Below are 13725 nucleotides of genomic sequence, written 5' to 3'. Positions count from 1 at the left end.
ACCGACGCACGGTGGCCTACAGCAGTTCCGGATACTTCGTCATCTTCAGCGCCAGCTCTACGCCGCGAACTTCCGCCATCCCCTTCAGACGACCGATCGCCGAATATCCCGGGTTGGTTTTCTTACGCAGATCGTCCAGCATCTGATGGCCGTGATCCGGGCGGAACGGGATCGGGCGCAGATCGCCGGCGCGCTTGCGACGCAGCTCTTCGCTCAGAATCGCATTCACCACCGCCACCATATTAACGTCACCGCTCAGGTGCGCTGCCTCGTGGAAGGTTTTCGGATTCTCTTCGCGGCAGGTCGATCGCAGATGGGTGAAGTGAATACGATCGCCGAAGGTTTCAACCATCTTCACCAGGTCATTATCGGCACGCACGCCGTAGGAGCCGGTGCACATGGTAAAACCGTTGTTAATGCTATCAACAACCTCTTTCAGCCACTGCATATCTTCGATCGTCGACACGATACGCGGCAGGCCAAGGATCGGACGCGGCGGATCGTCCGGGTGAACCGCCAGACGCACGCCCACCTCTTCACATACCGGCACGATGGCGCGCAGGAAGCGGGCCATATTTTCACGCAGCTGCTCTTTATTGATATGGTCATATTCGGCAAGACGGGTGCGGAACTGATCGAGGGTATAGCCCTCTTCGGCTCCCGGCAGGCCGGCAATAATATTGCGGGTCAGCTTTTCGACTTCCGCGGCGCTCATCGCCGTAAAATAGGCCTGCGCCTGGCGCTGCTCTTCTTCCGTGTAATCCGCTTCCGCGCCGGCGCGCTGCAGGATATGCAGCTCAAAGGCCGCAAAAGCGATTTGATCAAAACGCAGCGCTTTAGAGCCGTCCGCTAGCTGATACTCCAGATCGGTACGCGTCCAGTCGAGGATCGGCATAAAGTTATAGCAAACGGTATCAATCCCGCAGGCCGCAAGATTGCGGATGCTCTGCTGATAGTTGGCAATCCAGGTCGCACACTGCCCGCTATCGGTTTTGATCTCTTCATGCACCGGGATGCTTTCGACGACCGACCACGTCAGCCCTTTTTCCGCCAGCAGCGCCTGACGCTGCTTAATATCGTCAACGGGCCATACCTGCCCGTTCGGAATATGGTGCAACGCGGTAACTACGCCCGTCGCGCCAGCCTGTCGTACATCATCAAGCGATACCGGATCGTTCGGTCCATACCAACGCCAGGTTTGCTCCATCGCTATACCCCTTTAAAGTTGTTATACCAATAATGCGAACGTCAATGACGACTACCATACAGGCTTCACGCAAAGGATCAAATAATCCCGCTGAATTGATTGATCCAGCTCACACTAAGCGTATAAATACGGCTCACCAATTTAATTTGCTGTCATATAACTTTACACTGAGCGTGTTAATCATTGGTTAATCAGGTGTGTAAATAATGACGACTATTGCTACAGCTACGCTACCGGAAGACGTGCAGCTTCCCCGCTACGATCGCAGCCAGCTGCGCTCGCGTATCGTGCACTTTGGGTTTGGCGCCTTTCATCGCGCGCACCAGGCGCTGCTCACCGACCGGGTGCTGAACGCCAGCGGCGGCGACTGGGGGATCTGCGAAATAAGTCTGTTCAGCGGCGATCGGCTGATGAGCCAGCTTCGCCAGCAGGATCACCTGTTTACCGTGCTGGAGAAAGGGGCGCAGGGCAACAGGGCTATCGTGGTCGGCGCGGTGCACGAGTGCCTGAACGCTAAACTGGATTCGCTCCCGGCGATAATCGAAAAGTTTTGCGAACCGCAGGTCGCCATCGTCTCTCTGACTATCACTGAAAAAGGCTACTGCATCGACCCGGCAAGCGGTTTGCTGGATCTCAGGCAGCCGCGGATCGTGCACGATCTGAATAACCCGACGCTGCCGCAGTCGGTGCCGGGGATTTTAGTCGAGGCGCTCGCCCGCCGCCGCGAGCGCCGCCTGCCGCCGTTTACCGTCCTCTCCTGCGATAACATTCCTGACAATGGCCACGTGGTGAAAAACGCCGTGCTGGGAATGGCGGAGAAACGCTGTCCGGAGCTGGCGCGGTGGATTGCTGAACAGGTCAGCTTCCCGGGTACGATGGTTGACCGCATTGTTCCCGCAGCCACCGACGAGTCGCTGGCGGAAATCAGCGCCGCGCTGGGCGTCGAAGATCCCTGCGCCATCAGCTGCGAGCCGTTTATTCAGTGGGTCGTCGAAGATAACTTCGTCGCCGGCCGCCCGGCGTGGGAAGCCGCCGGCGTGCAGATGACCGACAACGTGCTGCCGTGGGAGCAGATGAAGCTACGGATGCTCAACGGCAGCCACTCTTTCCTCGCGTGGCTCGGCTACCTGGCGGGCAGTGCGCATATCAGCGATTGTATGCAGGATGACGTGCTGCGCGCCGCCGCGCGCCGGCTGATGCTTGATGAACAGGCGCCGACGCTCTCTATTGAAGGCGTTGATCTGACGAGCTATGCCGACGGTCTTCTCGAACGTTTCAGCAACCCGGCGTTAAAGCATCGCACCTGGCAGATCGCGATGGACGGCAGCCAGAAGCTCCCGCAGCGCATGCTTGACGGTATCCGGGTGCACCTCGCGCGCGGCAGCCGCTGGCCGCTGCTGGCGCTTGGCGTCGCGGGCTGGATGCGCTACGTCAGCGGCGTGGACGACGCCGGTCAGCCGATCGATGTCCGCGACCCGCTGGCGGAGAAAATCCAGGCCCTGGTCGCTAGCAGCCATGAGCAAGAGCGGGTCAGCGCCCTGCTCTCCCTCGAAGAGATTTTTGGCAGCGACCTCCCGCACAGCGCAGAATTTGTCGCCAACGTGACGTCAGCCTGGCGCCAGCTCTCATCGCTGGGCGCACGCAACGCTATCGCCGCCGCGCTGGATTCTTAACAATTTCTGCTGTTTAACGGACAGAAATATTTTCTGTCCGCCCTAACCCTTCTCTTTTCCCCTTTTTTTCGTCAGGATAGTCTCAACTGTTACAACATTACATTTGTATCCTGGAGAAAATGTGACCAAAACAAACTTGATCACGGGGTTTCTCGGCAGCGGTAAAACGACCTCGATTCTTCATCTGCTGGCCCATAAGCCTGCAGATGAAAAATGGGCCGTACTGGTCAATGAATTTGGCGAAGTTGGCATCGATGGCGCTCTGCTGGCCGATAGCGGTGCGCTGCTTAAAGAAATTCCCGGCGGCTGCATGTGCTGCGTCAACGGTCTGCCAATGCAGGTCGGGCTGAATACGCTGCTGCGTCAGGGGAAGCCGGACCGCCTGCTGATTGAGCCAACCGGGCTCGGTCACCCGAAGCAGATCCTCGATATTCTGACCGCCGCGGTCTACGAGCCGTGGATCGACCTGCGCGCGACGCTGTGCGTCCTCGATCCTCGCCAGCTTCTGGACCCGAAGGTCATAGCCAACGAAAACTTCCGCGATCAGCTGGCCGCCGCCGACGTCATTATCAGCAATAAAACCGACCGGATGACCGCGGAAAGCGAGCGCGCCTTCAGCGCCTGGTGGCAGGAGTACGCCGGCAAACGCCTGCGCGTCAGCGCCACCCAGGGGAGCATTGACCCGGCGCTGCTGGACCTGCCGCGGCTGAATCTGCGCCCGCTGCCGGAAAGCGCGGAGCATGCGCACGGCCACGGACAGAAAAAAGGCCTGGCGGCGCTGAATCTCCCCAGCCACCAGCGCTGGCGCCGCAGCCTGAACAGCGGCCAGGGCTACCAGGCCTGCGGCTGGATTTTTGACGCTGATACCACCTTTGATACCATCGGCCTGCTGGAGTGGGCGCGTCTGGCCCCGGTGGGCCGCGTGAAGGGCGTGATGCGTATTGCCGAAGGCCTGGTGCGGATCAACCGTCAGGGGCTGGACCTTAATATTGAAACGCAAAACGTTGCGCCGCCGGACAGCCGTATTGAGCTGATCTGCGACGGCGAAGCGGACTGGAATGCACTACAAGCCACTCTGTTGAGGCTACGTTTAAGTTAGGGCGGCTATGTTTGCCCCCGTTTTACACAACACGCGACCGTTATGAATAAAACCCGAATCCCCCTTATCCTGCTGCTTAACGCCGCAGGTATTGCGCTTTTTTTATCATGGTATCTCCCCGCTAACCACGGCCCGTGGTTTTCGCTGGATTCCGCCATTTTCCACTTCTTTAACCACAACGTGGGCGTCAGCCGCGGCTATACCTGGCTGCTGGCGATTATCAACAACCGCGCTTTTGACGCCTGCTCTCTGCTGGCAATGGGAGGCGTGATGCTGAGCTTCTGGCTGAAAGAGCAAAGCGCCGGCCGCCGCCGAATCGTGATTATCGGCCTGGTGATGCTGCTGTCTGCGGTGGTGATAAACCAGCTGGCTCAGCACCTGATGCCGGTTAAACGCGCCAGCCCGTCGCTCTCGTTTAGCGGCATTGTTAAGGTAAGCGACGTGGTCTCGTTTCCGACTAAAGATGCATCGAAGGATAGCTTCCCGGGCGATCACGGGATGATGCTGCTGATTTTCGCCACCTTCATGTGGCGCTATTTTGGCCGCCGGGCGTTTGCCATTTCTCTCGCCATTTTCGTTGTTTTTGCCTTCCCGCGGGTAATGATTGGCGCCCACTGGTTTACCGATATTGCCGTCGGTTCATTAACCGCGCTGCTGATCGGCGCTCCCTGGGTTCTGCTGACGCCTCTGAGCGACAAAATGATTGCCTGGTTCGACCGAACCCTCCCGGGCGGATTGCACAAAAATTAACATTCCCGTCGCATATTATTAAATATCCATAAGGGATCGTTCTCGGTCCCTTTTTTTATGTTTCGCCATTTTTATCCCCACAATCATCTTTCTGTCACATTAATCGTCTTACAAATGAGGTAATTGCGTATTTTTCACCCATCTCTGCCGCTATTTTGTCCTTTCCCGATGATTCACTTTTTGTCGCAAAAATTCTTATAAGAAATCTCGCAAAACCGCTCGCCATCCCAGTGTTGATAGGGTAATCTCATTCTCGTTTTGCCTTTCCAGCAACGTAAAACCGGCAGCAGAATTAATTTGTGCGTCACTGCACAAATTTAGGTTTAAGGAATTGTCTCATTGCTGGCAGGTATTTAGGCTCTAACACGTTTGGCATTTTTTATAACGACATTGTCGTTAAGGACAACAAGGGAAAACAAACAACATGGTCAAATCTCAGCCGATTTTGAGATATATCCTGCGGGTCGTTCCCGCGGTTGCAGTGGCAGTTTTGCTCTCTGCCTGTAGTTCGACCAGTAGTACCGCAAAGAATATGCATTCTGAGACGCTTGCTGTGGGTAGTGGCGATTTGTCATCACTGCAAGCCTCTCAGGATGAATTTGAAACAATGGTCAACAATCTGGACGTTAAGTCCCGTTTAATGGACCAGTATGCTAGCTGGAAAGGCGTGCGTTACCGCCTTGGCGGTAGCACCCGGAAAGGTATCGATTGTTCAGCATTCGTGCAGCGTACCTTCCGCGAACAGTTTGGTCTGGAACTGCCGCGCTCAACTTCCGAGCAGCAGGATTCCGGTAAGTCGATTTCACGCTCCCAGCTGCGTACAGGCGATTTAGTCCTGTTCAGAGCGGGTTCCACTGGCCGCCATGTAGGTATCTACATCGGCAACAGCCAGTTTGTTCATGCTTCCACCAGCAGCGGTGTGACTATCTCCAGCATGAACGAGCCGTACTGGAAAAAGCGCTATAACGAAGCGCGCCGCGTGCTGAGCCGTTCCTAACCTCTTCTGTCGTCAGTTTTCCCTTGGCTGACGAACGGAAATTAAAAACACTGCTGAGGCAGTGTTTTTTTTTGCTCATTGCCCCGCAAAGCCGCAATATAAGCTATGTCTTTTAATGGAGATGGTGAAATCGTTTTTCTGTCACCCCATTTGCGCGCCTCATAAACACGGACTGACTATAGCCTATGCTTACCCGCTACTTCTCACCCCGGCGTAAAATCTGGCTGACCAGCACACTCATTGGGATTTTCGTCGCCCTGCTGGCCGGTAGCATTCAATTTATGGTTATCTACCACAACCGGTCTGAACGCTTTGACTTCATCATCAACAACGTCAACGGTTACCTGAATGAATACTTTCACGAGCTTAATCATACGATTACCGTGCTGCAGCCGCTGATTGACCAGAAGTGTGAGAATATCGCGTCGGGCCTGACCGCGCATGCCGCCTTCAGCCCAAACGTTCGGGCGTTTCTGCTGGTTAAAAATGGCCAGGCATTTTGCTCTTCGGCAACAGGTCCAATGAACAGCCCCCTGGCACAGCTCATTCCCCAGCTCGATATCAGTAAACCTGTCGATATGGCCATCCTGCCGGGTACGCCGATGATGCCAAAAAGCTCGGCGCTGGCGATGTGGGTACGCAGCCCGCACGGCGGTAACGACGGTATTTTCGTGTCAATCAATACCAACCTGACCCCCTATATTCTCTATTCTGCCCGGCAAAATGACTTCAGCGGCATTGCGCTGGTGGTCAACAACAACAGCATTTCGACCTTAAGCAACGGGCTGGTTAACCCAAAAACGACGCTCTCAGAGCCGATTCGCGAAGTGCAGATCAAGGGGCTGCCGCTCAAGGTTTATCTCTACGCCAACAGCTGGCTGGCTGAAAATACCCAGTACGCGCTGCTGTTAGGCGTGGTATGCGGGCTGCTGGCGGGGCTGCTGGGCTATTACGTGCTGACGATCAAATCCGATCCGCGAAAAGCGATCCTGGTGGGAATAAAGAACGACCAGTTTTACATCGTCTATCAGCCGGTCGTTAAAGCCTCAACGCTGCACATTAGCGGCGTTGAGGTACTGATGCGCTGGCGGCATCCGGTCGCCGGCGAAATTCCTCCGGATGTCTTTATCAACCTGGCTGAAACCCAGGAAATGATCGTCCCGCTAACCCATCATCTGCTGGCGCTGATCGCTCGCGACGCGCCCACGCTGCAAAAGATCCTGCCGGCGGGGAGTAAGCTCGGGCTGAATATCTCCCCGGCCCACATGCATGCCGACAGCTTTAAGCCGGATTTACAGCGCTTCGCCGCCGCCCTGCCGGTTAACCACTTTAGCGTGGTGCTGGAGATAACCGAACGCGCGATGATCGATAAGCACCGATCGCTGGCCATCTTTGACTGGCTGCATGAGCAGGGCTTTGAAATTGCGATTGATGATTTTGGCACCGGCCACAGCGCGCTGATCTATCTTGAACGCTACAACTTCGACTTTTTGAAAATCGATCGCGGCTTCGTGCAGGCCATCGGTACCGAAACCGTCACCTCGCCGGTGCTTGATGCCGTGCTGACGCTGAGCCGCCGCCTGCAGCTCCTGACCGTTGCCGAAGGGGTTGAAACGCCTGAACAGGCAGAGTGGCTGCGCAAGCACGGCGTACACTATCTGCAGGGCTACTGGATAAGCCGGCCCCTGCCGCTGGAAACGCTGCTCGCCGCGCATGAAGAACCGGCGAAATACTTCGCCGCCTCCGGGCGTTCCTGATAATTTAGTCTATGGACGGGCCCGCTGAGGGCTCGCCGACAGAGGATAACAACCTGGCTATGTTTGCGCGTATTTGTCTGATATTAATTACTTTTATTAGCCTTAACGGTCAGGCGCAGACCGTGAAAGAGAGCAGCAGCTTCGCGATTATCGGCGAGCCGAAATACCCTGACGGCTTTAGCCATTTCGCCTACGCCAACCCAGCGGCGCCAAAAGGCGGGAGCATCACGCTCGCCACCATTGGCACCTTCGACAACTTCAACCGCTATGCGCTGCGCGGCAATCCCGGCGTGCGCACCGATGCCCTGTACGATACCTTATTCACCACCTCCGACGACGAAGCGGGCAGCTACTATCCGCTAATCGCCGACGGGGCGCGCTACGCCGAGGATTTTTCGTGGATAGAGATCACAATCAACCCGCAGGCCCGCTTTCATGACGGCACGCCGATCCGCGCCAGCGACGTCGCGTTTACCTTCCAGAAATTTATGACCGAAGGCGTCCCGCAGTTTCGCCTGTACTACAAAGGCACAAGCGTCAAGGCCATCGCCCCGCTCACCGTGCGCATTGAGTTAGGCCAGGCGGGCAAAGAGAACATGCTCAGCCTGTTCACCCTGCCGGTGATGCCGGAAAAATTCTGGCGCGACCATAAGCTCAGCGATCCGCTCTCCACCCCGCCGCTGGCCAGCGGCCCCTATCGCATTACCGACTGGCGGATGGGTCAGTACATCGTTTACTCACGCGTTAAAACCTACTGGGCGGCCAATCTTGCGGTCAACCGCGGACGCTGGAACTTCGATACGCTACGCTACGACTACTATCTCGACGATAACGTCGCCTTTGAGGCCTTTAAGGCGGGGGCGGTAGACCGGCGGGAGGAGACGATGGCCAAAAACTGGGCCACCCGCTACGTGGGGCGCAACTTTACGCGCGGCTACATCGTGAAGGATGAGTATCAGAATACCTCGGCGCAGGATACCCAGTGGCTGGCATTCAACATTCAGCGCCCGGTGTTTGCCGATCGTCAGGTACGCGAAGCCATCACCCTCGCCTTCGATTTTGAATGGATGAACAAGGCGCTGTTTTACAACGCCTACAGCCGCGCCAACAGCTACTTCCAGAATACCGAGTACGCGGCCCGCGCGGCGCCCGATGCCGATGAGCTCGCTCTGTTGACGCCGATGAAAAACGATCTCCCACCCGAGGTCTTCACCGAGCTCTATCAGCCGCCGCGATCCGACGGCGGCGGTTTCGATCGGGCGAATCTGCTGAAGGCGGACGACCTGCTCAACCGGGCCGGGTGGGTGTTGAAAAACCAGCGCCGGGTGAACGGGAAAACCGGGAAGCCGCTGCGTTTTGAGCTGCTGCTGCCCGCGGGCGGTAACGATCGCTGGGTTCTGCCCTTTCAGCACAACCTGCGGCGTCTCGGCATCACCATGGATATTCGCCAGGTTGATAATTCCCAGTACAGCAATCGCCGCCGCAGCCGGGATTACGATATGATGCCCGTGGTCTGGCGAGCGACGCCGTGGCCCGGCACCGACCTGCAGATCTCCTGGGACTCGGCCTATATTCACTCCAGCTACAACGCGCCGGGAGTGCAAAGCCCGGTCGTGGATCGCCTCATCGCGCAGATTATTCGCTGGCAGGGCAATAAGCAGAAGCTCCTGCCCTTAGGCCGCGCGCTGGATCGGGTGCTCACCTGGAACTACTACATGCTGCCGATGTGGTATATGGCGCAGGACAGAACGGCCTGGTGGGACAAGTTCTCGTTCCCGCCAACGCGGCCGGTTTACTCCTCCGGCTTTGACAGCTGGTGGTATGACGTTAACAAAGCGGCAAAACTGCCCGCGGACAGACGCTAAGGAACGACGATGGGCGCATACCTGATCCGCCGACTGCTGCTGATTATCCCCACCCTGTGGGCGATTATCACGATCAACTTTTTTATTGTCCAGATTGCCCCCGGCGGCCCGGTCGATCAGGCCATTGCCGCCATTGAGTTCGGCAATCACGGCGGGATGCCGGGCGCGGGCGACAGCGGAATGGCCGCCAGCCACGCGCGCACCGGCGTTAGCAACGTCAGCGAGGGCCACTATCGCGGCGGGCGCGGCCTCGACCCGGAGGTCATCGCGGAGATAACCCATCGCTACGGCTTTGATAAGCCCCTCCACGAGCGCTACCTGAAAATGCTCGGCGACTATCTGCGCCTTGATTTTGGCGACAGCCTGTTTCGCAGCGCCTCGGTGCTGCAACTGATAAAAAACAGCATGCCGGTCTCCATTAGCCTTGGCCTGTGGAGCACGCTGATTATCTACCTGGTGTCGATCCCGCTCGGCATACGTAAAGCCGTCAGCAACGGCAGCCATTTTGATATCTGGAGCAGCACGCTGATCATTATCGGCTACGCGATCCCGGCATTCCTGTTCGCGATTCTGCTGATCGTTATTTTCGCCGGAGGCAGCTATTTCGACCTGTTCCCGCTGCGGGGGCTGGTCTCCGCCAATTTCGATAGCCTGCCGTGGTATCAGAAGATCCTCGACTACCTCTGGCACATCACGCTACCGGTGCTGGCGACGGTGATTGGCGGCTTTGCGGCACTCACTATGCTGACCAAAAACAGCTTTCTGGATGAGATCCGCAAGCAGTACGTGGTCACCGCCCGCGCCAAAGGGGTGAGTGAAAAACAAATTTTGTGGCGCCACGTGTTCCGCAACGCCATGCTGCTGGTTATTGCCGGTTTTCCGGCGATGTTTATCAGCATGTTCTTTACCGGTTCGCTGCTGATTGAGGTGATGTTCTCCCTCAACGGCCTGGGGCTGCTGGGCTATGAAGCGACGGTTTCGCGCGACTATCCGGTCATGTTTGGCACATTGTATATTTTTACGCTAATTGGTCTGCTGCTTAATATCGTCAGCGATATTTGCTACACGCTGGTCGACCCGCGTATCGATTTTGAGGGCCGCTGATGTCTTTTTTGAGTCCCGTCAATCAGGCCCGCTGGGCGCGTTTTCGCGACAACCGCCGCGGCTACTGGTCGCTTTGGCTGTTTTTAATCCTCTTCGTCTGCAGCCTGGGCGCGGAGCTGATTGCCAATGATCGTCCGCTGCTGGTGCAGTACCGCGGCAGCCTGTACGTTCCGCTATTAAAAGAATATAGCGAGAAGACCTTCGGCGGCGACTTCGCCACCGCCGCCGACTATCAGGACCCGTGGCTCCAGAAACAGCTCGACAGCCACGGCTGGGTGCTGTGGGCGCCGGTGCGCTTCGGTGCGACGACCATCAACTTTGCGACCCAATCCCCCTTCCCCTCTCCGCCGTCGCCGCAGAACTGGCTGGGCACCGACGCCAACGGCGGCGACGTGCTGGCGCGCATCCTGTACGGAACGCGGATCTCAATCCTGTTCGGCCTGCTGCTGACGCTCTTTTCCAGCGTCCTCGGCGTGCTGGCGGGCGCCATCCAGGGCTACTACGGGGGCAGAATAGACCTCTGGGGGCAGCGCTTTATTGAAGTGTGGTCGGGAATGCCGACGCTGTTTTTGATAATCCTGCTCTCCAGCGTCGTGCAGCCCGGCTTCTGGTGGCTGCTGGCGATTACCGTCCTGTTCGGCTGGATGACGCTGGTGGGCGTGGTGCGCGCTGAGTTTCTGCGCACCCGTAACTACGACTATATCCGCGCGGCGCAGGCGCTGGGGGTTAACGACCGCAGCATTATCCTGCGGCATATGCTGCCCAACGCGATGGTCGCCACCCTCACCTTCCTGCCGTTTATTCTCTGCAGCTCGATTACCACCCTGACCTCTCTGGATTTTCTTGGCTTCGGCCTGCCTCTAGGCTCGCCCTCGCTTGGCGAGCTGCTGCTGCAGGGGAAAAACAACCTGCAGGCGCCGTGGCTGGGGATCGCCGCCTTTTTGTCCGTCGCGGTGCTGTTAACGCTTTTAATTTTCATTGGTGAAGCGGTTCGCGACGCCTTCGACCCCAGTAAGGCGGTATAAGATGGCGCAGCCTCTGTTAGAAATCGACAATCTCTCCATCGCCTTTCGCCAGCAGGGCGAAACCCGGACCGTCGTCAGCGAACTGTCGCTGCGCATTGCGGCGGGGGAAACCCTGGCGCTGGTGGGCGAATCCGGCTCCGGCAAGAGCGTTTCCGCGCTGTCGGTACTGCGCCTGCTCCCCTCGCCGCCGGTAAGCTACCCCAGCGGCGATATCCGCTTTCACGGCCAGTCGCTGCTGCATGCCGATGAGCGTACCCTGCGCGGGGTGCGCGGCAACCGTATTGCCATGATTTTTCAGGAGCCGATGGTTTCACTCAATCCGCTGCACACCCTGGAAAAGCAGCTCTATGAAGTGCTCTCTCTGCATCGCGGAATGCGCAAAGAAGCCGCCCGGGGAGAGATTCTCGACTGCCTGGAGCGCGTCGGCATTCGCCAGGCCCCTCGCCGGCTGGCGGACTATCCGCATCAGCTTTCCGGCGGCGAGCGCCAGCGGGTGATGATCGCCATGGCCCTGCTCACCCGCCCGGAGCTGCTGATTGCCGACGAACCGACAACCGCGCTGGATGTCTCGGTGCAGGCGCAAATTCTGCTGCTGCTGCACGAGCTGAAGCAGGAGCTGAATATGGGCCTGCTGTTTATCACCCATAACCTGAGCATCGTCCGCCAGCTCGCCGACCGCGTGGCGGTGATGCAAAACGGGCGCTGCGTCGAGCAAAACGACTGCCATGCCCTTTTTTCTGCTCCCCGGCATCCCTATACCCGCCGCCTGCTGGATAGCGAACCGGCGGGGCTTCCGGTACCGCTGGCGCCCGATGCGCCGCTGCTGCTCGCCGCCAGCGGGCTCAGCGTCGCCTTTCCCGTTCGTCGGGGCCTTCTGCGCCGGGTGGTTGACCATAATCGGGTGGTTAACGCTCTGAGCTTTCAGCTGCGCGCGGGTGAAACCCTGGGACTGGTGGGAGAGTCCGGTTCCGGCAAAAGCACTACCGGGCTGGCGCTACTGCGCCTGATTGCCTCCGAGGGGACCATTGCCTTTGATGGTCAAACGCTGCAGGGCCGCAGCCGTCGGCAGATGCTGCCGCTGCGCCGCCGGATGCAGGTCGTGTTTCAGGATCCGAACTCATCGCTGAATCCGCGGCTAAACGTTTTACAGATTATTGAGGAAGGGCTGCGCGTCCACCAGCCGACGCTCACCCCCGCCGAGCGTGAACAGGCGGTTATTCAGGTGATGCAGGAGGTGGGGCTGGATGCGCAAACGCGCCTGCGCTACCCGGCCGAGTTTTCCGGCGGCCAGCGGCAGCGTATCGCCATCGCCCGGGCGCTGATCGTCAAACCTCAACTTATCGTCCTGGATGAGCCGACCTCTTCGCTGGATAAGACCGTACAGGCGCAAATCTTAGCCCTGCTGAAAGCTTTACAGCAAAAGCACCAGCTGGCCTATATTTTTATCAGCCACGATCTGCGCGTCGTGCGAACGCTATGCCATCAGGTGATGGTTCTGCGGCAAGGAGAGGTGGTCGAACAGGGAGAGTGCGAGCGCGTATTTACCGCTCCGCAGCAGGAATATACCCGCCAGCTGCTGGCGCTGGGCTGACGGTCAGAACGGGTTGTTACCGGAGAAGGGTTCGGCAATGGCTACGCCGAAATTTTTCAGACGACAGGTGGCGGCAAACTCGTCCTGCATGCTGACAAACAGGCACGGTTCCCCTTCACACTCAACGATTGAGCAATCGACTTCGATGTCGCTGAGCGCCTGGCTAAGCTTATGCATAACCGGCCACGCTTTCTCGCCGTCCGGGCTCAGTAATTTCAGCGCCACGAGGCTATTCTCGCTCTGCACGCCGTTTTGCGGAATCGGTTCAACTCTTGAACCCGCAAAACCGGCCAGCCAGCGATAGCTTTGCGGCAGTCGGTGTACGATAGAGAGTTGTTGTGTATTCACCTGGTTTTCCCCGGAAGCAAATGCTTCACAATAAATTTACATCAATATTAACACATTGTTGACAAATAGTCCTGTATCAGCGTGGAAAACGTTTACACCGGCGTGCGCCAGAGTTAACCGCTTATTATCCAGAACTTTATAGTTTCGCTGAGGAACCGATCGGGGCTATATGTACCCGTTTCTGTGATCCAAAACAACTTTTTTATCGCAACATTGCGACTTTTTACACTAATTGATTTTACATAAAAGAAACAAATAGCAGAATAATGAAGCCCGCTGCGGTTGATATGCATCAAAAAAGGGGCTGAA

11 protein-coding genes are annotated in these 13725 nt (G+C 57.5%); 9 read left to right on the top strand and 2 right to left on the bottom strand.

All coding sequences use genetic code 11. The annotated features are described in order from the left end of the window. Positions 1-16 precede the first annotated feature (16 nt). Positions 17-1207, bottom strand: a complete 1191-nt coding sequence (gene uxuA, locus QFI97_RS09555) for a mannonate dehydratase (protein ID WP_095100699.1) — start codon at positions 1205-1207, stop codon at positions 17-19. A 206-nt stretch (positions 1208-1413) separates the two neighbouring features. Between uxuA and QFI97_RS09550 the strand changes: the two genes are divergently transcribed. From QFI97_RS09550 to yejF, 9 genes are all read left to right on the top strand, one after another. Then, positions 1414-2880, top strand: coding sequence for a mannitol dehydrogenase family protein (locus QFI97_RS09550; protein WP_331834713.1), 1467 nt, complete (start codon positions 1414-1416; stop codon positions 2878-2880). Between the two features lie 121 nt (positions 2881-3001). After that, entirely contained in the window at positions 3002-3979 is a 978-nt protein-coding gene (locus QFI97_RS09545; RefSeq protein WP_346431007.1) for a CobW family GTP-binding protein, read from the top strand. Positions 3980-4021: 42 nt separating this feature from the next. After that, positions 4022-4729, top strand: coding sequence for a phosphatase PAP2 family protein (locus tag QFI97_RS09540; RefSeq protein ID WP_346431006.1), 708 nt, complete (start codon positions 4022-4024; stop codon positions 4727-4729). Positions 4730-5153: 424 nt separating this feature from the next. Next, positions 5154-5726 carry a bifunctional murein DD-endopeptidase/murein LD-carboxypeptidase gene (mepS, locus tag QFI97_RS09535; protein WP_095100691.1) on the top strand — a complete coding sequence of 191 codons (573 nt, stop codon included), beginning with the start codon at positions 5154-5156 and terminating at the stop codon, positions 5724-5726. A gap of 185 nt (positions 5727-5911) precedes the next feature. Further along, positions 5912-7483 carry a cyclic di-3',5'-guanosine monophosphate phosphodiesterase PdeN gene (pdeN, locus tag QFI97_RS09530; RefSeq protein WP_346431005.1) on the top strand — a complete coding sequence of 524 codons (1572 nt, stop codon included), beginning with the start codon at positions 5912-5914 and terminating at the stop codon, positions 7481-7483. A gap of 59 nt (positions 7484-7542) precedes the next feature. Further along, complete coding sequence (locus QFI97_RS09525; RefSeq protein WP_346431004.1) at positions 7543-9348, top strand: extracellular solute-binding protein; 1806 nt, start codon at positions 7543-7545, stop codon at positions 9346-9348. Positions 9349-9357: 9 nt separating this feature from the next. Further along, positions 9358-10452 (top strand): microcin C ABC transporter permease YejB, encoded by a 1095-nt coding sequence (locus QFI97_RS09520; protein ID WP_346431003.1) that lies wholly within the window; start codon positions 9358-9360, stop codon positions 10450-10452. After that, positions 10452-11477: a microcin C ABC transporter permease gene (locus QFI97_RS09515; RefSeq protein WP_331834719.1), complete on the top strand. Its 1026-nt coding sequence runs from the start codon at positions 10452-10454 to the stop codon at positions 11475-11477. The genes QFI97_RS09520 and QFI97_RS09515 overlap by 1 nt, the downstream gene beginning before the upstream one ends. Position 11478: 1 nt before the next feature. After that, positions 11479-13068 (top strand): microcin C ABC transporter ATP-binding protein YejF, encoded by a 1590-nt coding sequence (gene yejF, locus QFI97_RS09510; RefSeq protein ID WP_346431002.1) that lies wholly within the window; start codon positions 11479-11481, stop codon positions 13066-13068. 3 nt (positions 13069-13071) lie between these two features. On the opposite strand, the gene QFI97_RS09505 is transcribed toward yejF, so the two are convergent. Beyond that, positions 13072-13416, bottom strand: a complete 345-nt coding sequence (locus QFI97_RS09505) for a YejG family protein (RefSeq protein WP_095100681.1) — start codon at positions 13414-13416, stop codon at positions 13072-13074. Between the last annotated feature and the right edge of the window lie 309 nt (positions 13417-13725).

The organism is Klebsiella scottii, from assembly GCF_036561945.1.
In the GTDB taxonomy this organism is placed as follows: Bacteria; Pseudomonadota; Gammaproteobacteria; order Enterobacterales; family Enterobacteriaceae; genus Klebsiella; species Klebsiella scottii.
This window is presented reverse-complemented; position numbering and strand designations above follow the sequence as displayed.